Source organism: Sphingomonas sp. PAMC 26617, from assembly GCF_000242835.1.
Classification (GTDB): Bacteria; Pseudomonadota; Alphaproteobacteria; order Sphingomonadales; family Sphingomonadaceae; genus Sphingomonas.
The window spans coordinates 757721-779011 of record NZ_JH594425.1 but is presented as its reverse complement, the minus strand read 5'-3'; the positions used below and the strand labels follow the sequence as shown (position 1 = coordinate 779011).

Below are 21291 nucleotides of genomic sequence, written 5' to 3'. Positions count from 1 at the left end.
CCCGATGCCCGCAGACGCACATGCCGCGCTGTACGCCGCGATGGCGCGCGAATTGCGCCGCGTCCGCGAACGCGTCGAGACGCTGGCCGAGGCGCTCGTCGGCGACGCCTATTTCGTCGAGACCTATCTCGAGCAGCTCCAGGCGTTCGACATGATCGTCCAGTCGACCGACGAACATGCCGCGGTGCTCGACCGGCTCGCGCAGGGAATGGACGTCGACGCCGCGATCGCGCCGGTGCGGCTCGGCTGCGTCCACGAACGGCTCCACACCGCCGTGGCGCAGGGCTGAGCGCGATGGCGAGCCACGCCCCCAATGCGCGCCCGATCGTCATCCGCAAGATCAAGAAGACGGCGGCGGGGCATCACGGCGGCGCGTGGAAGGTCGCCTATGCCGATTTCGTCACCGCGATGATGGCGTTCTTCATGCTGCTGTGGCTGATCAGCAACCCGGACAAGCAACGCCTGAAGGGCCTTGCCGAATATTTCTCGCCCTCGCCGCCGAGCACCGCTGCGTCGGGCTTTGGCGAAAACCCCGGCGAGCGCCCCGGCAACGGCGGCTATGCGCGCAAGATGGATGCGGATTCGGCCAAGAAGAGCGGCGTTCCCGCGATGCAGGCGCAGACCGCCGGGGTCGCGCGCGGCGGCACGGCCAACGTGCCCGACGCGTCGCTGCGCGTGCTCGCACAGGAATTGCGCGTCGCGCTCGATACCTTGCCCCCGACCGAAACCGCCACCGCGAGCAAGATCGAGAGCGACGGTGAAACGCTGCGGATCACGCTGATGGACACTGCCAACCGCCCGATGTTCCAGGGCGGCACCGCGCGGCTCAATGGCTTTGCGCAAGCGCGGCTCGCGACGATCGCGGGCAAGCTCGCCAAATCGGACGCGCGGCTCACGATCGAAGGGCATACCGACGGCGCGGGCGGGCAGGCCGAGGCGAACTGGCGGCTGTCGGGCGAGCGGGCGCTGGCGGCGCGCGCGGTGCTGCTGGCAAGCGGGCTGACCCCCGACCGGATCGCCGGCGTCGTCGCGATGGCGGCGACCGAGCCGGTCTATCCCGACCAGCCCGATCGTCCCGAGAACCGCCGCATCACGCTGGTCGTCAAGGGCGAGAAGCCCGCATTGCCGATCGACGCGAGCTTCCGGTTCTAGGGCATGGGCAAGCTGCTTTTCCCCCTCATCGTCCTGCTGCTCGGTGCGGCGGTCGGCGGCGCGAGCGCGTTCGGCGTGCGCACCCTCTTCTTCCCCGCCGCCGCGGCGGGCAAGGCAAAGCCGGCGGCGGACGTCGAAACGACGCTCGTCCCGCTGCCGCGGATGACCGCGCCGCTGGTGCTCCCCGACGGGCGCCTGTCGGGCTATGCCGCGTTCGAGGAGCAGCTCGAAGTGCCGGCCGCCGAGGCGGCGCGGGTCACCGCGCGGCTGCCGTATCTCCAGCATGCGATCAACATGCGCACCTACCGTATTCCGCTTGCCGCCGGGCGCGATGGCGCGCTACCCGACATCGATGTGTTTCGTCGTGTGACGCTGGAAGCAGCAACCGAAGCATTTGGCCGTGGCGTAGTACGGCGCGTAGCGGTGACGCAGGCCGTTCCTGCATGATGGCCACGAGGATCTCCCGATGAACGACCCCCAGGCGACGGTAACCGATCGTCGCAAGGCCCGCGACGACCGGCTGGTCACCACCTTGCTGCTGGGCCGCATCGTCGCGCCGCTGGGCGACACGGTGTGCCGCATCCGCAACCTGTCGCAGGGCGGTGCCAAGATCGAGATCCGTGCGCCGCTGGCGGTGGGCGATCCGGTTTCGGTCGAGCTGCGCGGGACGACGCTGGTGCCGGGAACGGTCGCGTGGGTCTCGGGCAATACCGCGGGGGTCGCCTTCGCCGCGCCGGTCGAGCGCGACATGCTGCTCGGTCACGCCGGGCAGGAGCGCTTCAAGCAGCGCAGCCCGCGGCTCGAGGCGGAGTGTCCCGCGATCCTGCGCGTGGCCGGGCACGCGCATTCCACGCGGCTGCTCGACATCGGGCAACGCGGCGCGCGCATCGGCGGCGCGGGCAACCTCGCGCGCGACACCAGCGTCCGGCTGGAAGCGGCCGGGCTGGGGCATATCGCCGCGGTGGTGCGCTGGTCGAAACCCGACACGATCGGGCTGTTCTTCCCCGAGCCGATCCCGTTCGTGACGCTCTCCGCCTGGTCGCAGGACACGGCAACGCGCTTTTCCGCGCGGGGGTAGGGAACAGAAGCGTTCGCCCAAGCGGGACGAACGCCCCGCTCCCGTTCGGTTCGAGCGTCGTCGAGAAACCTGCGCTGCGCGAGCGTTGTGCAAAACCGCCCGTCATCCTGAACTCGTTTCAGGATCCAGCCCACCGCGAGTCCGGACTATGCCTGCTGCGCGGTGGATGCTGAAACACGTTCAGCATGACGGCAGGGTCTGAGCCGAGGGGTGACGACCAAACCTACGAATGCCTTTATGCAGAGGTCTCGCTGTGCCGGGTTCTCGACCAGGCTCGAAACGAACGGTGGGGGAGGGCATAAGGGTAGAGGAATCCCCTCACCCAGTCCCGAAACTGCGTACCAGCGACCCCGCCACCAGCGCCCAGCCATCGACCAGCACGAAGAAGATGATCTTGCACGGCAAGGCGACGGTCGCTGGCGGGAGCATCATCATCCCCATCGCCATCAGCACCGCCGACACCGCCAGATCGATCACGAGGAACGGCAGCAGCAACAGGAAACCGATCTCGAACGCGCGGCGCAGCTCGGAAATCATGAACGCAGGCACCAGCGTCGCGAGCGGCACGTCCGCGCGCTTCGCGGCGGGTTTGCGCGACAGGCCGTTGAACAAGGCGACATCGTCGTCGCGCACCTGCCCGAGCATGAACGCGCGGAACGGCGTGGCGGTCGCCTCGAACGCGGCGGCCTCGGTCATCCTGCCCTCGGTATAAGGCTTTACCCCCGCCGACCACGCCGCCTCGAAGGTCGGAGTCATCACGAACAGCGACAGGAACAGCGCAAGGCTGATGATCACCGGGTTGGGCGGAACCCCCTGCGCGCCAAGGCCGGTGCGGAGCAGCGACAAGGCGACGACGATCCGCGTAAACGAAGTGATCGTCATCAATATGCCGGGCGCGAGGCTCAGCACGGTCAGCATCGCGACCAGCCCGATCGTCTTGCCGCTCATTGATCCGCCGCCACCGAGCGACAGCGTCGCCTGCGCGAACGCCTCGGTCGGCAGCAGCACCGCCGCCGCGAGCGGCAGCAGCCACACGGCCTTACGCATCGGTCGTCTCCGGCTTGGCGCGAGTCCGGGCACGGGTCGGGGCGCGAGTCGGGGCGCGGGGGGCGCGGGGCGTCCTGGACTTGGGTGGCGCGCGATCGACAGGCGGTGCCGGCGGCGCGTGCCGCGCGACCAGATCGTCGAACGTAGGTGCGGGTGCGGGCGCGGGCGCGGCGGGGGACGGGTCCACCGCCTCGATCACGACATGACCTTCGGGCGCGATCAGCAACAGATGCTCGCGCCCGTCGCGGCGGATCAGCAGCACGCTGCGCCGTGGGTCGACGGTGAGCCGTTCGACCAGTTCGAGCCGGCGGTCGCGGCGCGGGGCCGCACCGATCCGCCCGGGCAGCCGCAGGTCGAACCGCCGCACCGCCCACAACGCCCCCGCGAGCCCGCCCAGCACCAGCGCCAGCGCACCGACCATCCGCAGCAGCGGCAGCAGCGTCACGACTCCACCCCGCGCGGCACGACTTCGGTCACCTCGATCGCCATCCGCTCGCCTGTCACCTGGATCCGCCCCTTCGCGACCAGCGTGCCATTGGCGTAGATGCGCGAGGGTTCCTCATGCCCGCAATCGAACGCGATCGTCGCGCCACGGCTCATTTTCAGCACCTGGCGGATCGGCAGACGCACCGCGCCAAGCACGATCGACACCTCGACGGGCACGGATTCCAGAACGGACATGATGCAGCCCCCTTTCGCCGGGAATTATAGAAGCGAAAACCGGGCGACCCGGACCCGACCCGGAAAAACTTGCCTATAAGATGGTCGGAGGCGGCAATCCTTGCCTGCCTCCCCCGTTAGGCATTGGGTCGGGGATTGGGACGGCATGGGGCAGGACAGCACGGTATCGGTATCGGCCTCGGGTCTGCGCGCGCAATCGCTACGGATGCGGATCATCGCCGAGAATCTCGCGAACCAGAACTCGGTCGCGACCACCCCGGGCGGCGCGCCCTATCGCCGCCGGATCCCGACCTTCAAGGCCGAGGTCGACCGTGCGTCTGGCGCGACGACGGTCAAGGTCGGCGGGGTCGCGACCGACAAGTCCGATTTCCAGCGCGTCTATCAGCCGGGCAACCCGGCGGCGGATACGCGCGGCTATGTGCTGACGCCCAACGTCAACGGTCTGGTCGAAATGGCCGACATGAAGGCGGCGCAGCGATCGTACGAAGCCAATCTCAACGCGATCGAGGCGGCGCGCGGCATGACCATGCGCACGATCGATCTGCTGAAATGAAGGATGCCGCAGCACCAACCCCTTCACTCCGTCATGCTGAACTTGTTTCAGCATCCACCGTGGTCTTGCCCGACGTGACGTCGGAAGCGCTTCCCGGTGGATGCCGAAACAAGTTCGGCATGACGGCGGGGTGGGGTGGGGTGGGTGCTCGAAAAACGACGCAACAGTAACGCTCAACTAAGGAATACCATCGATGTCGATCGGGGCTCTCGATGCCGCCAATGCCTATGGCCGCGCCGCCGGCGTAACGCCGTTCGGCAACGCCGCGCCGCCCTATGCGGGTGTCGAGCAAGCCGACCCCAGCGGCGGGTTCGGCGCATTGGTGTCGCAACTCGTCGGCGACGCGGGGCAGGGGCTGCGCGCCGCCGAAACCGCGTCGGCCAAACAGATCGCGGGTAAGGGCGACCTGATCGACGTCGTCACCGCGATCGGCGCGGCCGAAAGCGCGCTCGACACGATGGTCGCGGTCCGCGACCGCGTCGTCGGGGCGTATAGCGACATCATGCGGATGCAGATCTGATGGACGCCGCCGCAGCGATGGAGATCACCCGCGCCGCGCTGATCCTGATCCTCACCGTCGCCGGGCCGATGCTGGGTGCCGCACTCGTCACCGGGCTCGCGATCGGGGTGTTGCAGGCGTTGACGCAGATCCAGGAACAGACGCTGACGTTCGTCCCCAAATTGCTCGCGATGGGCGCGATGCTGCTGCTGTCGCTGCCGATGATCGGCGCGGCGCTCGGCGATTTCATGCGCGTGATCGCCGATCACGTCGCGCGCGGCTGAGCATGCTCGACCAGTTCCCGCTCCAGGCGACCGCCTTCCTGATCCTGTTCGCGCGCGTCGGCGCGGTGCTGATGCTGCTCCCGGTGTTTTTCGAAGACGCGATCCCGCCGCGGATCCGGCTGCTCGCTGCAGGCGGGATGACGCTCGGCCTGTGGGGGCTGTTGTCGCCCGCGGTATTGCCGCTGGCGGGGCGCAGCGATGCCGCGCTTGCCGGGGTGATCGCCGCCGAACTCGGCACCGGTCTCGCGCTCGGTCTGGTGATCCGCCTGATGTTCCTCGCGATCTCGATTGCGGGGTCGATCATCAGCTTGCAGGTCGGGTTGTCCTCGGCGGTCATCTTCGACCCCGCGCAAAGCAGCAGCGCGCCCGAAGTGTCGCGCTTCCTGGCGATCGCGGCGGCGGTGGTGTGCATGGCGAGCGGGGTGCATCATCTGTGGATCGGCGGGCTGATCAAATCCTATACCGCGTTTCCGGTCGGCACCGTGCTCCCCGCGGCCGATCTCACGCAGCTTGCGGTGCGGGTCGCGGGCGACGCGATGACGCTGGGCGTGTCGCTCGCCGCGCCGCTCATCGTTTACGGGATCGTGTTCAACGTGGGCCTCGGGCTCGCGGTGCGGGTCGCGCCGAGCATCCAGTTGTTCTTCATCGCGCAGCCGCTCAACCTGCTGCTCGGCCTCGGCATCGTCGCGAGCACCGCGGGGGCGACGCTGACCGCTTTCGCCGCCGCGATGGCGCAGTCGATCCAGCAGGTGTGGGGCTGATCGCATGGCCGGCGACAAGGACCAGAAGACTCACGATCCAACCGAAAAACGGCTGAGCGACGCGCGCAAGAAGGGCGACGTCGCGCAGGCGCCCGAGCTGCGTCACGCGTTCGGCTTCATCGCGATGCTGATCGCGACCGGGAGCGTGGGGACGATCGCATTCGCGCGGCTCGGCACCGGCCTCGCGCATCTGTGGGGCAATGCCGAGGCGGTGCCGCTCGCCCCCGACGGCGCGCACGCGCTGCTGACCGCACTGTTCGGCGCGACCTTCACCGCGCTGCTGCCGTTGTTCGCGTGCCTCGTCGGGTGCGCGCTGGTCGGCGGGGTGGTGCAGGCGCGCCCGATGCTGGTGTGGTCGCGGATCGCGCCCAAATGGTCGAAGCTGTCGCCGATCGCGGGGGCCAAGCGGCTGTTCGGTCCGCGCGCTTTGGTCGAATTCGCCAAGACGCTCGCCAAGCTGGTCGGGGTCGGCACGATCGCGGGGGTCGCGCTGCGCCCGTTCGTGCCGGGCTTCGAGACGCTCGTCGGGCTCGATCCGATGGCGATCGGCACGGTCGCGGGCGGGATCGTCGTGCAACTGATCCGCTCGGTCGCGATCCTCGTCGGCGCAATCGCGCTGTTCGACTTCGTCTGGCAGCGCCGCAGCTGGATGGCGAAGATGCGGATGTCGCTTCAGGAGATCAAGGACGAGCACAAGCAGCAGGAAGGCGACCCCAAGATCAAGGCCAAGATTCGCGCGATCGGAATGCAGCGCGCGCGGCGGCGGATGATGGCGGCGGTGCCGGGTGCGAGCGTCGTCATCACCAACCCGACGCATTATGCGGTCGCTTTGCGCTACGATCACGGCAAGGGGGCCGCGCCGATCGTCGTCGCCAAGGGCACCGACGCGGTCGCGCTCAGGATTCGCGAAGTCGCGACTTCGGCGGGCGTCCCGCTGGTCGAGAACCGCCCGCTCGCGCGCGCGCTGTATGCCAGCGCCGAGATCGACCGCGCGATCCCGGTCGAACAGTATGCCGCGGTGGCGGAAGTGATCGGCTACGTCCTGCGGCTGGCGCGCGAACGCGGGTAGGCGGCATCGGGGCAGCCCGAACCCTTTTCAGTTGCGCCCGGCCAGCCCCGCGAGCGAAGCCGGCGCATCCAGCGCCGCCAGCTTGGCGAATGCCTTGTCAGCCTTCGCCGGATCGAGCGTCGCGGCGGGCGCGGTCAGGAAATCGAACGCATCGTGCGTGTCGAGCGCGGCGAAGCCGCCCGCGTAGCGCGCGCGCAACGCGCCGAGCGCCGCGCGATCCCCCGTCCGCGACAGCGCGACCGCCTGCCGCAGCACCCGCGCCTGCGCGGCAGCGTCGAGCGCGCGCGGTGGTGGCAGCGCGCGCGCATTGTCCGCGGCGAAGCGCGGCCAGTCGTGCTTCTGCCACAGGATTTCGCCCCGCAACGCGTCGCCCCCGGGAGTCCCGTCGAGCAGCGCGAGCGCCTCGTCCGGCTTGCCCAGCCGAACCAGCGCCGTCGCCTCGATCGTGCGGCGCCGCGCCTGAATGTCGGCGGGGAAGACGATCGCCTGCCCCGCGCGGAGCGTCCGCATTGCACGGTCGGGCGCGCCCGCGAGCAGGTCGAGCTCGGCGACGCGGATCGACAGCGGCCCGGTCGCGGCATCCGCCGGGCGGCGCTCGAGCAGGAAGCGCAGGAGATCGGCCGCGCGGGCATAGAGCCCCGCCGCCGCGAGCCGGTCGGCGAGCCGCGCGGCGATCGTCTCGCCCTCGCCCCCGCCCGGGAGCAGGTCGCGATAATCCCAGAACAGACCCGCCGCCGGCCCGACCGCCGCGCCATCCGCGCTTGCGACCAGAGCGCGCAGATGATCCTGCAGCCGTAGCAAGGTCGGCGCGGTCTGGTCGCCGAGATCGAAATAGCGGAACAGCGTCGCCCCCGCCGCGAGCGCGGCGCGCGGGTCGTTGCGCCCGTCCGCGATCCGCCAGCGCAATTGCAACGCGCGCCGCTCGACCGCATCGCCGCGCCAGAAGGTCACCGTATCGAGCGCCTTCAGTGCGGCGGCGTTGGTCAGTTCGCGCGTCGCGACACGATCCTCGGTAAGCGCGAGCGTCGCCTCCGCGCGCTCGGCAGGCGTCCCGTGCAGCGCGACGCGTTCGAGCAACAACCGTCCGCCGGGACGGTCCCCCAGCGCAAGCGCGGCGCGCGCGCGGCGGAGGTTGGCGGCGGAATCCTGTTCGCCGAGCGTCGCAAGCATCCTCGTGACGTCGCCGGGATGCGCGCTGGCCAGTGCGACATCGGCAAAGGCGAGCAGGAAACCGCGTCGCGCCGCGCGGCCGCGCGCCGAGACGGCGGGCATCGCACACCGCATCGCGCGCGCCGCGGTCGCCGTCTCGCCAAGCGTGTCGGCGGCGCGCAGCCGCCATGCGCACGCCTCGGGATAGCTTTCCAGCAACGGCGCATCGAGCGCGGCCAGCGCCGCGCGCGACCGGTCCATCCGCGCGAGCACCACGCCGTGCGCGAGCTGCCACGCCGCGGTCAGCGCGAGCGCGGGATCGTCGGCGACCATCGTGTCGAGCACGCCCGCCGCCTCGGCCATGCGGTCCGTGGCGATCAGTGCCTGCGCGAGCGTCCAGCGCGCAGCCTGGCGCGTCTCCGGGGTCGACCGTGCGATCGCTGCCCAGGCGGTCGAATCCTGCGTGCGCAGCCACGCACCGTTGGCGGCGGGAAGCGGTTGCTCGGCAAGGATCGCGGCGAAGGAAGCGACCGGACGCGCGGCGGGCGGAGCCGGCACGGGCGCGGTCCCGATCAGGCTCGTCGACAGCGCGAGCAAAGCGAGGCGCGGGCGGATCATGGCAACAGCGCCGCCGCCAGCGCCCCGCCGATCCCCGCCGCAGCCACGAATATCAGCGCCAGCAGCAGCGTGGCGACACTTTCGCGCGAGGCGGATTGCGGCGTGCCCGAGCCGGGCGCGCCGATTGCCGTCGCCGCGTCTTCGCCACCGGTGCCGCCCGTTTCCGGCGGTGTCTGTCCGACGGAGACGACGCGCACCCGCGCCGGTTTCTGGTCCTGGCTCATTGCGATCCGCCTGTGAGGGTTCGTGTCTATTATAGAGGCGGGGGCGCGCACCGGGTGGCCGCGCCGAGGGAGACGTTCGATGCCGCGTGCGGCCGGTTCGCTTGTGTTTGCGCTGCTGGCGGTGCTGCCGGCCCCCGCCCCGGCGGCCGAGGGCGGCGCGGCGTCGGTCGTTCCGGTCGCCGAGCTGCGCGTGCCGATCCTCGATGCCGGGCGGTTTGCGGGCACGCTCCGCGTCCAGTCGGCGCTCGATTATGCCGATCCGGCGGACGGCAAGGCCGCGACCGAACGCGCGCCCGAGCTGCGCGCGGCGGCGCTCGCGGCGGGGCTGGACTTCGCGCGGCTCCATGTGTCCGCGCTCGCGCCGATCGATGCAGCGCTGCTTTCGGAAACGCTGACCCGCGCGGCGCGCAGCGTCGACCCGCATGTCCGGCGCGTGCTGATCCTCGACGTCAGCGCGCGGCAGCCATAGCGCGCGGCGCGCGTGCCAGCGCCATCGTCAGCTTTGCCGCGCCCTTCGGCGTCATCGCCGCGAGGATCATACCGGTAGAGCGCTCGCGCATCTTCCGCGCGACCTTCACCTGCACGTCGAGCTCGAGCTGTTCGAACACCAGCGCGGCCTTGGCGGGCTTCATTGCCTGATAGATGCTCGCAAGGTCCGAAAAGCTGTCGGTCGCCGCCTCGGGCGCGCCCGCCTGCGGCCCGGCGGCGGGCGCGGCGCGCGCCGCCTCGAGCTCGGCCTTGATCCGCGCGGCGCTCGCACGGACCGCCTGTTCGCGCAGGTCGAGCGCCTGCTGGCGCTGCGCCGATTGCCGGTCGCGCGTGGCGATGTCCTGCTGCACCGACAGCCCGAGCCGGCTGTCGGTCGCAGGCGACGCGACCGCCACCGCATTGCCGATCGCGGCGATCCCCGCCATTCCGGCGGTGAGCGTGAGCAACGGGATCCGCATCGTCACGATACCGCCTCCGAAACGTCCGCCGCGCGGTTCGCCGAGCCCGCAGTGGCGAGCCGCTCGGCGGCGGCATCGGCGATCTCGATCATCATCCGGAGTTCATCGAGCACCGCCTTGCCCTCGGCGGCGGCGGCGACCTGCCCGCTTCCCGCGGCAAGCGTGCCCTTGAGCTCGGACAGCACGATCCGCGCCTGGACGGTCGACTGGTCGAGCGCGGTCACGACCTGCGCGAGGTCACCGTGCCGGATCGTGTCGAGCGCGCGCTTGACCCGCTGGCTCTGCACCGTGACCGCGATGCACAGCAGCATCGTCAGCAAATTGGCGATCGTCGCGAACGTCATGCCCTTGGTCCCTTCGCAATATCGGTCATCATCCGGACCGCGATGTTGTTCGAGCGTTGCCCGATCTGCACGCGCCCGAGCGTGACGCCGCCGCATTGGAGGTCGAGCGGATCGTCCGGTCCGCGGCGCAGCGGGATCGTCTGCCCCACCGCGAAATCGCGCACCGTTTCGAGCGGCAGCAGCCGTTCGCCGAGCACGACGTCGACGCTGACCGTGGTCTTGCGGACTTCGTCCGCCATATGCGGTTCCCAGATCCCGTCGCGCCCCAGCTTCTCGCCCATGAAGCGCTGGCCGAACAGGTGCTTGACCGGTTCGATCGTGGCGTAGGGGAGGAGGATGCTGAACCGCCCGCCGCGCTCGTCCATGTCGACGCGGAAGGTCGCGACCGTGCAAATGTTGGTCGACCCAGCGATCGTCGCGAAGCGCGGGCTCGTCTCGATCCGTTCCAGCTTCATCGTATTGGGGGTGATCGGCGCGAGCGCCGCGCTCATGTCGGCAAGCACGGTGCGGAGCATCCGTCCGACCAGGTCGCTTTCGATCGTGGTGAAGCCGCGCCCGTCGATCAGCACCGTCGCGCCGCCACGCCGCCCGCCGAGCAGCGCATCGACGACCGCGTAGATCAGTCCGGAATCCACCGTGACCAGCCCGTAATTCTCCCATTCCTCGATCCGGAACACGCCGATCATCGCGGGCAGCGCGACCCGGCTGAGGAAATCGCCGAAGCGCACCGAGCTGACTTCCTCGAGGCTGACGTCGATTGCGTCCGAGGTGAGGTTGCGCATCGACGTCGCGAAGATCCGCACCATCCGGTCGAACACGACCTCGAGCATCGGCAGCCGTTCGTGGCTGATCACGTCGGATTCGATCACCGCGCGCAGCCCCTGCTTGGGGTCGACCGGCGCGCCGATATCGCCGAACAGCGCGTCGATATCGGCCTGGCCGAGCATCGCGTCGCCGCCGATCATCCCGACCGGGGGTTCGGGCAGGTCGAAATCCTCGAGATCGATGCTCATTGCTGAATCAGGTCCTGGATGAGAACGTCCTTCACCGCGCCGTCGCCGAGCGTCTGGTGCGCGCGGACCAGCATCTCCTCCTTGACGCGGTATACCGCCGCCGATCCGGCGAGATCGTCGGGGCGCAGTTCGCGCAGGAACGGCTGATAGGCATCGAGCAGCAGCGGCAGTTTCGCGGTGATCGCTTCGGGATTGCCCTTGTCGCCCGGAACCAGCACGAAATGGAGCTTGAGGAAGCGCGAAGCGCCGTCCGCGCTGCGCAGGTTGACGACCATCGCGGGGACGTCGACGAAATGCGCGGCTTCCTTGCCCTTTTCGCCCTCCTTCTCGCCCCCCTTTTCACCGGCACCACCGCCTTCCTTGGCGGACGCTTCGGCCGCAGCCTCCTCCTGCGCGGGTGCCTTGCCGCCGCTGCCGAGCAGCATGTACGCGCCGCCTCCGCCGCCGAGCAGCACCGCCGCGCCGATCGCGCCGAACAGCATCAGCTTCTTCTTCTTGCTGGGCGCGGGTGCGGGCGCTTCGCCGCCTTCGCCCGCTGCGCCGGCACCGCTGTCCTTGTCCGCCTTGCTCATGATCGGTCCCCTCTTGGCACCACGGCGGCGACCGCCCCGGCCATTTGCCGACTATTATAGAAGCGCAGCCGGGCAGTTTTTGCCTAGCGGCGACAAAAAGCGATTTTCCCGAGGGACTGCCTGGTGGACATATCCTCTACCGTATTGCTGAGCCACGAGCAGGCGTTGCGCCGTCAGCTCGACGTCGCGGCGAACAATCTCGCCAACGTCTCGACCGCCGGGTTCAAGCGCGAGGCGCCGGTGTTCCGCGAATATGTCGAGAAGACCGCCGATCCGCAGGCCCCGGTCCAGACCACCTCCTTCGTGCTCGACCAGGGCGCGACGCACGACACCGCGCCGGGCGGGTTCCAGCCGACCGGCAACCCGATCGACGTGATGATCGACGGTGCCGGCTATCTCGCGGTCGACGCACCCGACGGGACCGTCGCCTATACGCGCGCGGGGTATCTCAAGGTCGGCGACGATGGGTCGCTCGTCACCGCGGGCGGCTTGCCCGTGCGCGGCGAGGGCGGGCAACCGATCGCGATCCCGCCCGACCAGATCGGCAAGCTCAGCATCGGTACGGACGGCTCGGTGACTGGGCCGGGCGGCGTGCTCGGGCGGATCGAGGTGACCGTGTTCGACAATGAGGCGGGTGTCGATCCGCGCGGCGACGGGATGTTCTCCGCCACCGGCGGGCGCTCGCTGAGCGCCGCCGAAACGAAAGTGCGCAGCGGCGGGATCGAAGGCTCGAACGTCCAGCCGATCGTCGAGACGACCAACATGGTCGAGATTCTGCGCGCCTATCAGACCAGCATGAAGATGAGCGAGGCGATCGGTGACATGCGCAAGGCCGCGATCGACAAGCTCGGCCGGTTCGGCTGACCCCTTTCCACCCAGGAGACCTGTATGCGTTCCCTCTCGATTGCCGGCACTGGCATGCTCGCGCAGCAGACCAACGTCGATGTCATCTCGAACAACATCGCCAACATGAACACCACCGCGTTCAAGCGGCAGCGGGCCGAATTTCAGGACCTGCTGTACGAGCAGGTCTCGCGCCCCGGCGCGGCGGCGGGGGGCGACAATCGCGTGCCGACCGGGATCCAGATCGGCGCGGGCGTCAAGACCGGCGGGGTGTACCGCATCGCGACGCAGGGTGCGCTGACGCAGACCGACAATCGCTACGACATCGCGGTGCAGGGTCGGGGCTATTTCCCCGTCACCTTGCCTTCGGGCGAGACTGGCTACACGCGCGACGGGTCGTTCCAGCTCTCCGACCAGGGGCAGCTCGTGACGGCCGATGGCCTGCCGGTCGAACCCGGGATCACCGTGCCGCCCGAGGCGGTCGATGTCAGCGTGTCCAAGACCGGGCTGGTCCAGGTCAAGCTGGCCGGGCAGCCTGACCTGCAGACCGTCGGCCAGTTGCAGCTCGCGACCTTCGTCAACGAAGGCGGGCTCGAGGCGCAGGGCGGGAACATGTTCCTCGCGACCGGATCGTCGGGGCAGCCGACGCTCGCCAATCCGGGGGAGCCGGGGTTCGGGACGATCCAGCAGGGCTTCATCGAGGCGTCGAACGTCAATCCGGTGTCCGAGATCACCGCGCTGATCACCGCGCAGCGCGCCTATGAGATGAACAGCCGCGTCGTGAAGACCGCCGACGAAATGCTCGCGACGACGAGCCAGATGCGATGAGCGTGCGGTTGGCGAAGTTTGCGCTGCTGGCGCTCGGCGCGGTCACCGGTCCTGTGCCGGGGCAGGGCGTTGCCCCCGTGGGGCGGCCCGCAGTGGTCCGGGTCGCGGTGCTGGGGCACCCGGTCGGGCAGGGGAAAACGCTTGTCGCAGAAGATTTTACGTATGAGGACCGCGCCATCGGCCAGGCCCGTGGTGCGCTCGATCCGGCCGACGCGATCGGCAAGGAAGCGGTGCGCGGACTCGCGCCCGGCAGCGTCGTGCGGATCACCGACGTGGTCGCGCCCCGGCTGGTCCGCCGCGGCGAGCCGGTGCTGATCGCCTATCGCAGCCGCGGTCTGCTGATCACCACCAGCGGCCGCGCGCTTGCCAGCGCCGGCTCGGGCGAACCGGTCCGCGTGGTCTCCACCGCGACCACCCGCACGCTGGACGGCGTCGCGGCGGCGAGCGGGCTGGTGCTGGTCGGGCCGTAAACGCGGGCGAGCTGGATCGTTCGATACAGACCACCACCCCGGCGAAGGCCGGGGCCCAAGAGAAGTACAGTTGAAGGCTGAGGACCGCGCTTCGTTACCACGACTATCGCGATTGGGCCCCGGCCTTCGTCGGGGTGGCGGGAGGCGGAGGTTCGGGCACTCTGACAGGGGACATATGAAATGAAGACCATTTTTGCGATTGCGGGTGGCGCGCTGTTGCTATCGGGTTGCGGCGCGGTCGGGCGGCTGCAGACGATCGGCAAGGCACCGAGGATGTCGCCCACGCAAATGACCGAGACCGTCGCCGCCGAACCTTCGCTGGGGCAGGCGGGCGCGACGCTGCGGCGCGAGGCGCGGACCCCGGGAACGGGCTATGCCGCCACCCCGGCCCGCCCGGTCACCGCCTCGCTGTTCCGCGCGGGCGCCGCCGCCTTCCTCGCCGACCAGCGAGCGACCCGGACCGGCGACATCCTGACGATCCGGATCAACATCGCGGACAAGGCCGAGGTCGGCAACACCACCACGCGCAACCGCACCGGATCCGAGAACGCCAGCGTCGGCAGCCTGCTCGGCCTGCAGAAGCTGCTGCCCAAGAGCATCGACCCGACCAATCTGGCGAGCACCAGCAGCAAGTCCGCCTCGGCCGGCGGCGGCAACATCAGCCGGTCGGAGACGATCAGCATGACGATGTCCGCGATCGTCACCGACGTCCTGCCCAACGGCAATCTGGCGGTGCGCGGGCGGCAGGAGGTGCGCGTCAACAACGAGCTGCGCGAGCTGATCGTCACCGGCTTCGTCCGCCCGCAGGACATCGCGCGCGACAATTCGGTGCTCCATTCGCAGATCGCCGAGGCGCGCATCAGCTACGGCGGGCGCGGGCAATTGTCCGATGCGCAGCAGGCGCGCTGGGGCCAGCAGATCTACGACGCGTTGTTCCCGTTCTGACGGCTACCGTTCTGCCCCTCCGACTACGGTCGGCTTCTCCGACGGGCGCGTGCAGCCGATGCACGCGCCCGTCACCCGTTTTGGGCGGATTTAAGCGCATGCGCGCGTCCGGCAATGGTGGCGGCGTCTTACTATAGCCTATGCAGCAAGATGGCTTTCCCCGGGTCAGAGAGATCGTCGACGCGCTCGGCCTCAGGGTGCGCCTGTATGCCGAGCGGCACCCGGCGGGCGCGCGGATAATGGTCCAGCGGCCCGATGTCGCGGGGCAACCGCAGGCGACGCTCGATCTGCACGGTGCAGAAGTGCTGTGGGGGTTCCTGATGTCCGCGCGGCTGGCGGTCCCGGGCGTGCTCCCCGACGAACGGATTTTCGGCACCTGGAGCGCGACGTTGCGGCTGGTGAGCGAGCCGGTCAGCCGGATCGAGCTCGAGACCGACCGGACCGGACCGCCGTTATGGATTCCCTGCACGCTGTGGGACTGTCTCTTCGCCGAACTGTGCCTGATCCTTGCACACGGCCGCGCCGATCCGAAAGTATTTCCCCGGCATGCGCTACAATAAGAGTACATACAACAGTAGTTGTCCAGTATATCTTGGCGCTGCGTGGGGGCCTATACCCATCGGGTCGTTGAACGGCCTGTTTTGTAGGATGTACGATGTACGCATTCGATCATAACGCCTTCGCCAGCACGCCGGCCGGTCAAGCCGTTCCTATCGGTCCGCAACCGCAGTTCCGGGTCACGCTTACCTTCGTGCTGGACGATGAAAGCGCCTTATGGTCGGCGGCGCGACAGCGCCTGCTTGCGGACGGCCTGACGACCGACGAGATGGTCCACGAGACGATCGGCCCCCCCGATGCTCCGTCGCTCGAGGACTGTCTCGCCGTTCTGTGCGACCCCGCGGCCTTCCTCCGCATGGTGCCGGTTCCGGGCTGCCATGCCGATGATTTCTGGATCGACACGATCCCGGGGCTGCCCGGGCACGACGCGCGCGGAACCCCGCGCAGCGCTTCCCTGCCCCACGCGGGCAGCGGTTCCTGAGCTGCGGTCGTCCGCGCGATTGCATTTGTAACCTCCGCCCGAACAGGCGATGCTCTGGCGCGATTTTGCGTCAGGGAACCACCGATCATGCGTCTTCTGGTCGTCGAGGATGATGCCCGCGCGGCACGGATGCTGGTCAGCGATCTGGCCGAGCTCGGGCATGACAGCGTGGTGGCCGAGGACGGGCGCATCGCCTTGCTGCGCGCGACCGAAGATCCGTTCGACGCGGTGCTGCTGGATGTGATGCTCCCGCATGTCGATGGGGTCGGGGTGGCGACCGCGTTGCGCGAACGCGGGGTGAGCGTCCCGATCGTGATGCTCACTGCGCTCGGCGATCTCGAACAGCGCCTTGCCGGGCTGGATGCCGGTGCCGACGATTATCTCGTGAAGCCCGCCGCGCCGACCGAGATCGAGGCGCGAATCCGCGCAATCCTGCGCCGTACCGCGCGCGCGACCGACAGCGGGCTGATGCGCGCGGGGGATATCGAGGTCAACGAGGTCAAGCATCGCGTGGTCCGCGGCGGCCGCGTGCTGAGCTTGCCGAAACTCGAGTTCGACATGTTATGCGAACTGATCCGCAACAAGAACAGCGTCGTCACGCGGCAGATGTTCTACAAGACGGTGTGGGACTATGATTTCGAGCCCGCCACCAACATCGTCGAATCCTATATCCGGCGAGTCCGCGCGCAATTGTGCGCCGCCGACGAGCCCGACCCGATCGTGACGATCCGCGGGGTCGGCTACATGCTCGTCGACCAGGGATGAGGTTCCGCCCACGCTCGTTCCGCGCGACGGTGGCGGTCTATGTGGGGGTGATCTTCGTCGCGCTGATCGCGGTCCGCGCGACCAACCAAGTGATCGTGCACGACGCGCTCAACCGTGCGGTCGATCGACGGCTGGAAGAGGAGATGGACGAGATCGCCGGTCCTCCGCGCGACGCCACTATGGCAACGATGGCGCAGCGGATCGCGGCGAAGCAAGCCACGCACGAAAGCGCCGATCTCATCTTCCTGCTGCGTGACCCGGCAGGCCGCGCCGTCGCCGGGAAGCTCCGGCTCGCCGCTCCGCCACCGGTTGGTTTTTCGGACTTCGGCGATGTCGCCGGCGTCGACGGCGTCGCACACGGTCGCGTCCTGGTTGCGCGCGTGACCGGGGGCGCGAGCCTGACGATCGTTTCCGACAATGATGTCGTCGACGGGTTCGACGCGCTGCTGTTTCAGGTCCAGCTTGCCAGCCTCGCGATCGGATTGCTGGTATTTGCGGGGGGCGCGGCGGCGATCGTCTGGGAAGTCAGCCGCCGTCTTCACGCAATGCAGCGGACGTTCGATTCGGTCATGGCGGGGAACCTCGCCAGCCGCATCCCGGTCGACGGCTCGGGCAGCGAGTTCGACCGGCAGGCCGCCGCCTTCAACGCGATGCTCGACCGGATCGACGCGCTGATGGCGAACGTCAAACACGCCGCGCGCGACGTCGCGCATGAATTGAAAAGCCCGCTCGCGCGGCTGCGCAACCGTGTCGCGGGGCTTGAGCGACGCGCGCGGGATTCACCGTTCGCGGTGGATAGCGCCGCGATCCTCGCCGAGACCGACGAACTGCTCGAGCTGTTCGCCAGCCTGATGCGGCTGTGGGAGATCGAGGGCGGGGAACGCCGCGGGCGGTTCGGCGCGGTCGACGTGGCGCAGCTCGCGCACGAGGTCGGCGACACGCTGCGCCCGGTGGCGGAGGACCGCGGGGACCGGCTGACGGTCAGTGCGACCGGGCCGGCGCTGGTGCGCGGCGATATGCGGCTGCTGCGCCAGCTGGTGGTCAACCTCGTCGAAAACGCGATCCGACACACGCCGCAGGGGGCGCAGGTCGCGATCGACGTGCGGTCCGGCGCCGGGTGGGTCGCCATAAGCGTCGTGGACGACGGCACCGGCATTCCGGCCGAAGCGCATGCAACCGTCATCCTGCGGTTCGGCCGGCTGGAGACCGCCGCGGACCGCCCAGGGCAGGGCCTTGGGCTGACGCTGGTCGACGCGATCGCGCGGCTTCATGGCGGGGCGTTGCGGCTGGAAGATGCGGCACCCGGGCTGCGCGCCGTGGTCACGCTTCCCGCGCAGGCATGAAAAACCCGGCCCGAGCCTGCGCTCGGGCCGGGTCATCAGATGCCCGTCGTGATCGGAACGATCAGAACTTGGCCGAGAGCTCCAGGCCCCAGGTCCGCGGCGGGTTGAAGTTGCCGTAATCGCCGAGGATTCCGCCGTAATTGGTGGAGATCAACTGACCGTTGGCACCGATGTTCTGGACCGGCCCGGAGTTCGCGGACGAGCGACGGTAGACGTACGTCGTGTCGAGCAGGTTGCGCGCCCACACCGCGACGGTGACCTTGTTATGATCGTTCACCGAGATGTCGGCGAGCGCAAGGCGGCCGTTCATCACGAAGCTCGCATCGGTCTTGGTCGGCTCGAGCTGGAAGCTGTACTGGCTGCTCGCATAGTTGCCGTCGAGATGCAGGCGGACGCTGGCATCGCCGATGTGGATCGGCGTGACATAGTCGATCGCGCCCGATGCCGCATTGTTAGGCGTGTAGACGATGTAGAGCTGCTGCAGACCACCACCCAGCGGGCTGATCGCCGACGGCGCCTTCCAGTAGGTGTAGGCATAGGAACCGGTCAGCGTCAGTTCCGGGAACGGCTTCACCGTCAGATCGGCTTCGATGCCGCGGATCTTGCTGTTGCCGGCATTGACGGTCTGCTCGATGTGGCTGCCGTTGGTGACGCTCGAACCGTTCGTATCGAAATAATCGAAGTCGAACTGGGTGTTCTTGCGATCCATGATGTAGCCGGCGAGGTTCAAGCGCGCGCGATGCTGCAGGAAGTCCATCTTCGCGCCGACTTCATACGACTTGACCGATTCAGGACCGAAGGCGTTGAACTGGAGCGAACGGTCGTTCGCACCACCGGCACGGAAGCCCGTTGCATACTTTGCGTAGAGGTGAACGTCCGGCGTTGCGTCGAACGCGATGTTGATCATCGGGTCGAAGCGGCTGATGTTGCTCTTGAACGTGAACGGAGTCGCGGTGCTGTTGGCGACCGTGGTGACGGGGTTCAGATCGGTCCGGTTGTTGACGACGTAGAGCAGACCGTGACGATCGTCCTTCGTCCAGCGACCGCCAGCCGTGATGTGCACGACGTTGCCGAGCGCTTCCGGGGTGAAGGTCAGGTTGCCGAACACCGAGTAGTTGTGGTCCGTCGCCGCGCTGGCGCGGGTGATGAACTGGCAGCTGTTGCGGAATTGCGGAGCGGTGTTTGCCAGGCCGTTGTTGCACGACGGATCATACTGCTGATAGCCCGAGTTCGCGGCGCTGATCGCCGTCGAATTGCCCGGGATCGGCGAACGGACGGTGTAGGCGGTGCCATCGCCGTTCCACTGGTTGCTCAGCGGCGTGGCGGCATATTCCGACGCCTGCTCGGTGTAGTAATAGCCACCGACGACATAATCGAACTGCGGGATGCTGCCGACTGCCTGGACTTCCTGGCTGAACTGATGCTGGCGCAGGAACGACAGGCTGTAGCGGCTGAACGTACCGGTGGTGTTGATCGCGGCCGGGTTTGCGGTGTTGGGTACGAACGGTGCGAAGGTGCTACGCTCCGGTCCGCCCGAGTTGTCCCACTGGTCGGTGCTGACGCCGCGCCATGCGGTGATCGAGCGAAGCTCGAGCCACGGTGCGAGCTTGTATTTCAGGTTGGCCGAAAAGCCGTGCGTGATGTCGACGCTCGGCTGCTGCGGTACGCCGACGTCCGCAACGGTCTGGCGATCGGGGTGCACCCCGACGAGCGGGCCCTTCGGTGCGATACAGATCTGGCGGCCGGCCGCGGTCTGGGCCGGCGTGATCGTCCCGCCGCAAGCAGCGCCGTTAAGCGTGAGTCCGCCCGCTGCATTGTACGTGCCGACGGCGTAGTTGTTCGGGTTGTAGTTGAGCAGCTGGCTGTACTGCGGGGTGTTCTCGTCCTTCGCATAGTCATAGGCGAAGTCGGCGGTGAAGCCGTCGATCGGCTGCCAGCGCGCGGCGGCGCGGCCGCCCTTGCGGTCATAATAGTTCCAGCCGGTCGAACCCGTGAGCGGATCCTTCACGGTCGGATCCTGGTGCTGGTAGACGCCGTCGAACTTGAGCGAGATGTTGTAGAAGCTCGGCAGGTCGAGGTGAAGATCGGCGTTGTGGCTGCCATAATTGCCGACGCCCGCGGTGACGCGACCGCCGAGAATGCCGGTCGGCGCCTTGGAGACGAGCGACAGCGCGCCGCCCTCGGTGTTGCGGCCGAACAGCGTGCCCTGCGGGCCCTTGAGGACTTCGATCCGCTCGATGTCGAACAGCGCGGCGTTGAGGCCCTGCGTCTTTCCGAGCGCGATACCGTCAATGTAGACGCCGACGCCGCCGTCACGGGCGGTCTGGTTCTGGTCGTACGGAACGATGCCGCGGATGCCGATCGTCAGCGCCGACTGGCGCGCTTCGAAAGTCGCGACGCGGAGCGACGGGATCGAGCCATCCGCCAGGTTGAACAGGCTCTGGACGTGGCGATCGGCGATGCCCTGGCTGCTCAGCACGCTGATCGAGATCGGCGTCTTCTGCAGGTTGGTTTCGCGGCGAGTCGCGGTGACGACGATATCGCCGATCCCCTGCTGGTCGGTCGCGGCAGCTGCGGTCGGCGCGACATCGCCAGCGGGCGTCTGCGCAGCATCGGCAGCGGTCGTGGTCTGCGCCATGGCCGGCGCGGCGGTGAGGGCCAGCATCGCGCCACCCAGAAGCAACTGCAGGCGCAGGCCCGATCGAACAGTCATTGTGAATTCCCCTGAACCCTGAGACGTGTCTCATCCCGGTCCAGCGCCCGCTACAGAGCGATTAGGTCATCATTGTTACAGTCACGGTAACATGCGGGTTTCACCTCTGTCATGTTCGCGTCATGTTTCTCCTTTCGCCAATTCCGGAACGAAAAGAACCTAAGAAACCATGGTGCGGTCCATGACGTACATAATAGAATATACTCATGATACAGTAAACAGGGTGATACCGCCCTTCTCTGTAGGAAGTTCAGCTAAATACTGCTGCGGAGTTCAGACCCGATGTTCATTGTTAAAGTTCAAGTGGGTGGCGGCGATGCATCAACGGCTGCCATCTAATCTGGGTGTGACAAA

Annotated in this window: 28 protein-coding genes; 18 read left to right on the top strand and 10 right to left on the bottom strand. The window is 68.3% G+C overall.

Features of this window, described 5'->3' with window-relative positions; all coding sequences use genetic code 11:
• Positions 1-4: 4 nt before the first annotated feature.
• Genes RH91_RS03195 through RH91_RS21200 form a run of 4 tightly spaced genes read left to right on the top strand, consistent with a single transcriptional unit; the run spans position 5 to position 2230 of the window.
• Positions 5-289 carry a hypothetical protein gene (locus tag RH91_RS03195; protein WP_029623564.1) on the top strand — a complete coding sequence of 95 codons (285 nt, stop codon included), beginning with the start codon at positions 5-7 and terminating at the stop codon, positions 287-289.
• A 5-nt stretch (positions 290-294) separates the two neighbouring features.
• Positions 295-1152 carry a flagellar motor protein MotB gene (locus tag RH91_RS03190; protein WP_010161085.1) on the top strand — a complete coding sequence of 286 codons (858 nt, stop codon included), beginning with the start codon at positions 295-297 and terminating at the stop codon, positions 1150-1152.
• Between the two features lie 3 nt (positions 1153-1155).
• The gene (locus tag RH91_RS03185; RefSeq protein WP_010161084.1) at positions 1156-1599 is read left to right on the top strand and encodes a hypothetical protein; all 444 of its coding nucleotides are present in this window, start codon (positions 1156-1158) and stop codon (positions 1597-1599) included.
• A gap of 19 nt (positions 1600-1618) precedes the next feature.
• On the top strand, positions 1619-2230 hold the full coding sequence (locus RH91_RS21200; protein ID WP_010161083.1) for a PilZ domain-containing protein: 612 nt from the start codon (positions 1619-1621) through the stop codon (positions 2228-2230).
• A gap of 318 nt (positions 2231-2548) precedes the next feature.
• On the opposite strand, the gene fliP is transcribed toward RH91_RS21200, so the two are convergent.
• Genes fliP through RH91_RS03165 form a run of 3 tightly spaced genes read right to left on the bottom strand, consistent with a single transcriptional unit; the run spans position 2549 to position 3958 of the window.
• A complete protein-coding gene (gene fliP, locus RH91_RS03175) occupies positions 2549-3277 on the bottom strand; it encodes a flagellar type III secretion system pore protein FliP (RefSeq protein ID WP_010161082.1) in 729 nt (242 codons plus the stop codon).
• Entirely contained in the window at positions 3270-3722 is a 453-nt protein-coding gene (locus tag RH91_RS21390) for a FliO/MopB family protein (RefSeq protein WP_010161081.1), read from the bottom strand. Before RH91_RS21390 ends, fliP begins: the two co-directional genes overlap by 8 nt.
• Positions 3719-3958: a FliM/FliN family flagellar motor switch protein gene (locus RH91_RS03165; RefSeq protein ID WP_010161080.1), complete on the bottom strand. Its 240-nt coding sequence runs from the start codon at positions 3956-3958 to the stop codon at positions 3719-3721. Before RH91_RS03165 ends, RH91_RS21390 begins: the two co-directional genes overlap by 4 nt.
• Positions 3959-4103: 145 nt before the next feature.
• On the opposite strand from RH91_RS03165, the gene flgC reads away from it, so the two are divergent.
• The 5 genes from flgC to flhB all read left to right on the top strand — a co-directional run bounded on the left by flgC (position 4104) and on the right by flhB (position 7124).
• Complete coding sequence (flgC, locus tag RH91_RS03160) at positions 4104-4511, top strand: flagellar basal body rod protein FlgC (protein WP_029623563.1); 408 nt, start codon at positions 4104-4106, stop codon at positions 4509-4511.
• A gap of 193 nt (positions 4512-4704) precedes the next feature.
• Positions 4705-5031, top strand: a complete 327-nt coding sequence (locus RH91_RS03155; RefSeq protein WP_010161077.1) for a flagellar hook-basal body complex protein FliE — start codon at positions 4705-4707, stop codon at positions 5029-5031.
• On the top strand, positions 5031-5294 hold the full coding sequence (locus RH91_RS03150) for a flagellar biosynthetic protein FliQ (RefSeq protein WP_010161076.1): 264 nt from the start codon (positions 5031-5033) through the stop codon (positions 5292-5294). The genes RH91_RS03155 and RH91_RS03150 overlap by 1 nt, the downstream gene beginning before the upstream one ends.
• Positions 5295-5296: 2 nt before the next feature.
• Positions 5297-6055: a flagellar biosynthetic protein FliR gene (locus tag RH91_RS03145; protein WP_010161075.1), complete on the top strand. Its 759-nt coding sequence runs from the start codon at positions 5297-5299 to the stop codon at positions 6053-6055.
• A gap of 4 nt (positions 6056-6059) precedes the next feature.
• On the top strand, positions 6060-7124 hold the full coding sequence (gene flhB, locus RH91_RS03140; protein ID WP_010161074.1) for a flagellar biosynthesis protein FlhB: 1065 nt from the start codon (positions 6060-6062) through the stop codon (positions 7122-7124).
• 27 nt (positions 7125-7151) lie between these two features.
• On the opposite strand, the gene RH91_RS03135 is transcribed toward flhB, so the two are convergent.
• Positions 7152-8891 carry a hypothetical protein gene (locus RH91_RS03135; protein WP_010161073.1) on the bottom strand — a complete coding sequence of 580 codons (1740 nt, stop codon included), beginning with the start codon at positions 8889-8891 and terminating at the stop codon, positions 7152-7154.
• The gene (locus RH91_RS03130) at positions 8888-9115 is read right to left on the bottom strand and encodes a hypothetical protein (protein ID WP_010161072.1); all 228 of its coding nucleotides are present in this window, start codon (positions 9113-9115) and stop codon (positions 8888-8890) included. The genes RH91_RS03135 and RH91_RS03130 overlap by 4 nt, the downstream gene beginning before the upstream one ends.
• A gap of 79 nt (positions 9116-9194) precedes the next feature.
• On the opposite strand from RH91_RS03130, the gene RH91_RS03125 reads away from it, so the two are divergent.
• Complete coding sequence (locus RH91_RS03125; RefSeq protein ID WP_010161071.1) at positions 9195-9584, top strand: hypothetical protein; 390 nt, start codon at positions 9195-9197, stop codon at positions 9582-9584.
• On the opposite strand, the gene RH91_RS03120 is transcribed toward RH91_RS03125, so the two are convergent.
• Genes RH91_RS03120 through RH91_RS03105 form a run of 4 tightly spaced genes read right to left on the bottom strand, consistent with a single transcriptional unit; the run spans position 9565 to position 11991 of the window.
• Positions 9565-10062 (bottom strand): MotE family protein, encoded by a 498-nt coding sequence (locus RH91_RS03120; protein ID WP_010161070.1) that lies wholly within the window; start codon positions 10060-10062, stop codon positions 9565-9567. The genes RH91_RS03125 and RH91_RS03120 overlap by 20 nt on opposite strands.
• Before the next feature lie 2 nt (positions 10063-10064).
• Positions 10065-10406, bottom strand: a complete 342-nt coding sequence (locus tag RH91_RS03115; protein WP_010161069.1) for a hypothetical protein — start codon at positions 10404-10406, stop codon at positions 10065-10067.
• On the bottom strand, positions 10403-11419 hold the full coding sequence (gene fliM / locus RH91_RS03110; protein ID WP_010161067.1) for a flagellar motor switch protein FliM: 1017 nt from the start codon (positions 11417-11419) through the stop codon (positions 10403-10405). The genes RH91_RS03115 and fliM overlap by 4 nt, the downstream gene beginning before the upstream one ends.
• Positions 11416-11991: a flagellar basal body-associated FliL family protein gene (locus RH91_RS03105; RefSeq protein ID WP_010161066.1), complete on the bottom strand. Its 576-nt coding sequence runs from the start codon at positions 11989-11991 to the stop codon at positions 11416-11418. Before RH91_RS03105 ends, fliM begins: the two co-directional genes overlap by 4 nt.
• 123 nt (positions 11992-12114) lie before the next feature.
• Here RH91_RS03105 and RH91_RS03100 point away from each other — a divergent pair, with 123 nt between their 5' ends.
• The 8 genes from RH91_RS03100 to RH91_RS03065 all read left to right on the top strand — a co-directional run bounded on the left by RH91_RS03100 (position 12115) and on the right by RH91_RS03065 (position 18224).
• A complete protein-coding gene (locus RH91_RS03100) occupies positions 12115-12855 on the top strand; it encodes a flagellar hook-basal body complex protein (RefSeq protein WP_029623562.1) in 741 nt (246 codons plus the stop codon).
• A 24-nt stretch (positions 12856-12879) separates the two neighbouring features.
• Positions 12880-13662 carry a flagellar basal-body rod protein FlgG gene (flgG, locus tag RH91_RS03095; protein ID WP_010161064.1) on the top strand — a complete coding sequence of 261 codons (783 nt, stop codon included), beginning with the start codon at positions 12880-12882 and terminating at the stop codon, positions 13660-13662.
• Positions 13659-14132, top strand: a complete 474-nt coding sequence (gene flgA / locus RH91_RS03090) for a flagellar basal body P-ring formation chaperone FlgA (RefSeq protein ID WP_010161063.1) — start codon at positions 13659-13661, stop codon at positions 14130-14132. The genes flgG and flgA overlap by 4 nt, the downstream gene beginning before the upstream one ends.
• A gap of 180 nt (positions 14133-14312) precedes the next feature.
• A complete protein-coding gene (gene flgH / locus RH91_RS03085; RefSeq protein WP_010161062.1) occupies positions 14313-15077 on the top strand; it encodes a flagellar basal body L-ring protein FlgH in 765 nt (254 codons plus the stop codon).
• Positions 15078-15217: 140 nt separating this feature from the next.
• Positions 15218-15637, top strand: a complete 420-nt coding sequence (locus RH91_RS03080; protein WP_010161061.1) for a hypothetical protein — start codon at positions 15218-15220, stop codon at positions 15635-15637.
• Between the two features lie 95 nt (positions 15638-15732).
• Entirely contained in the window at positions 15733-16116 is a 384-nt protein-coding gene (locus RH91_RS03075) for a hypothetical protein (RefSeq protein ID WP_010161060.1), read from the top strand.
• Between the two features lie 87 nt (positions 16117-16203).
• On the top strand, positions 16204-16881 hold the full coding sequence (locus tag RH91_RS03070; RefSeq protein WP_010161059.1) for a response regulator transcription factor: 678 nt from the start codon (positions 16204-16206) through the stop codon (positions 16879-16881).
• A complete protein-coding gene (locus RH91_RS03065) occupies positions 16878-18224 on the top strand; it encodes a sensor histidine kinase (RefSeq protein WP_010161058.1) in 1347 nt (448 codons plus the stop codon). The genes RH91_RS03070 and RH91_RS03065 overlap by 4 nt, the downstream gene beginning before the upstream one ends.
• Positions 18225-18285: 61 nt before the next feature.
• On the opposite strand, the gene RH91_RS03060 is transcribed toward RH91_RS03065, so the two are convergent.
• Entirely contained in the window at positions 18286-20937 is a 2652-nt protein-coding gene (locus RH91_RS03060; protein ID WP_029623561.1) for a TonB-dependent receptor, read from the bottom strand.
• Positions 20938-21291: the final 354 nt, after the last annotated feature.

Coding starts and splice junctions, on each gene's coding strand:
- RH91_RS03195 (WP_029623564.1), top strand. CDS start 5: ATGCCCGCAGACGCACATGCCGCGCTGTACGCCGCGATGGCGCGCGAA.
- RH91_RS03190 (WP_010161085.1), top strand. CDS start 295: ATGGCGAGCCACGCCCCCAATGCGCGCCCGATCGTCATCCGCAAGATC.
- RH91_RS03185 (WP_010161084.1), top strand. CDS start 1,156: ATGGGCAAGCTGCTTTTCCCCCTCATCGTCCTGCTGCTCGGTGCGGCG.
- RH91_RS21200 (WP_010161083.1), top strand. CDS start 1,619: ATGAACGACCCCCAGGCGACGGTAACCGATCGTCGCAAGGCCCGCGAC.
- fliP (WP_010161082.1), bottom strand. CDS start 3,277: ATGCGTAAGGCCGTGTGGCTGCTGCCGCTCGCGGCGGCGGTGCTGCTG.
- RH91_RS03165 (WP_010161080.1), bottom strand. CDS start 3,958: ATGTCCGTTCTGGAATCCGTGCCCGTCGAGGTGTCGATCGTGCTTGGC.
- flgC (WP_029623563.1), top strand. CDS start 4,104: ATGGGGCAGGACAGCACGGTATCGGTATCGGCCTCGGGTCTGCGCGCG.
- RH91_RS03155 (WP_010161077.1), top strand. CDS start 4,705: ATGTCGATCGGGGCTCTCGATGCCGCCAATGCCTATGGCCGCGCCGCC.
- RH91_RS03150 (WP_010161076.1), top strand. CDS start 5,031: ATGGACGCCGCCGCAGCGATGGAGATCACCCGCGCCGCGCTGATCCTG.
- RH91_RS03145 (WP_010161075.1), top strand. CDS start 5,297: ATGCTCGACCAGTTCCCGCTCCAGGCGACCGCCTTCCTGATCCTGTTC.
- flhB (WP_010161074.1), top strand. CDS start 6,060: ATGGCCGGCGACAAGGACCAGAAGACTCACGATCCAACCGAAAAACGG.
- RH91_RS03135 (WP_010161073.1), bottom strand. CDS start 8,891: ATGATCCGCCCGCGCCTCGCTTTGCTCGCGCTGTCGACGAGCCTGATC.
- RH91_RS03130 (WP_010161072.1), bottom strand. CDS start 9,115: ATGAGCCAGGACCAGAAACCGGCGCGGGTGCGCGTCGTCTCCGTCGGA.
- RH91_RS03125 (WP_010161071.1), top strand. CDS start 9,195: ATGCCGCGTGCGGCCGGTTCGCTTGTGTTTGCGCTGCTGGCGGTGCTG.
- RH91_RS03120 (WP_010161070.1), bottom strand. CDS start 10,062: ATGCGGATCCCGTTGCTCACGCTCACCGCCGGAATGGCGGGGATCGCC.
- RH91_RS03115 (WP_010161069.1), bottom strand. CDS start 10,406: ATGACGTTCGCGACGATCGCCAATTTGCTGACGATGCTGCTGTGCATC.
- fliM (WP_010161067.1), bottom strand. CDS start 11,419: ATGAGCATCGATCTCGAGGATTTCGACCTGCCCGAACCCCCGGTCGGG.
- RH91_RS03105 (WP_010161066.1), bottom strand. CDS start 11,991: ATGAGCAAGGCGGACAAGGACAGCGGTGCCGGCGCAGCGGGCGAAGGC.
- flgG (WP_010161064.1), top strand. CDS start 12,880: ATGCGTTCCCTCTCGATTGCCGGCACTGGCATGCTCGCGCAGCAGACC.
- flgA (WP_010161063.1), top strand. CDS start 13,659: ATGAGCGTGCGGTTGGCGAAGTTTGCGCTGCTGGCGCTCGGCGCGGTC.
- flgH (WP_010161062.1), top strand. CDS start 14,313: ATGAAGACCATTTTTGCGATTGCGGGTGGCGCGCTGTTGCTATCGGGT.
- RH91_RS03080 (WP_010161061.1), top strand. CDS start 15,218: ATGCAGCAAGATGGCTTTCCCCGGGTCAGAGAGATCGTCGACGCGCTC.
- RH91_RS03075 (WP_010161060.1), top strand. CDS start 15,733: ATGTACGCATTCGATCATAACGCCTTCGCCAGCACGCCGGCCGGTCAA.
- RH91_RS03070 (WP_010161059.1), top strand. CDS start 16,204: ATGCGTCTTCTGGTCGTCGAGGATGATGCCCGCGCGGCACGGATGCTG.
- RH91_RS03065 (WP_010161058.1), top strand. CDS start 16,878: ATGAGGTTCCGCCCACGCTCGTTCCGCGCGACGGTGGCGGTCTATGTG.
- RH91_RS03060 (WP_029623561.1), bottom strand. CDS start 20,937: ATGACTGTTCGATCGGGCCTGCGCCTGCAGTTGCTTCTGGGTGGCGCG.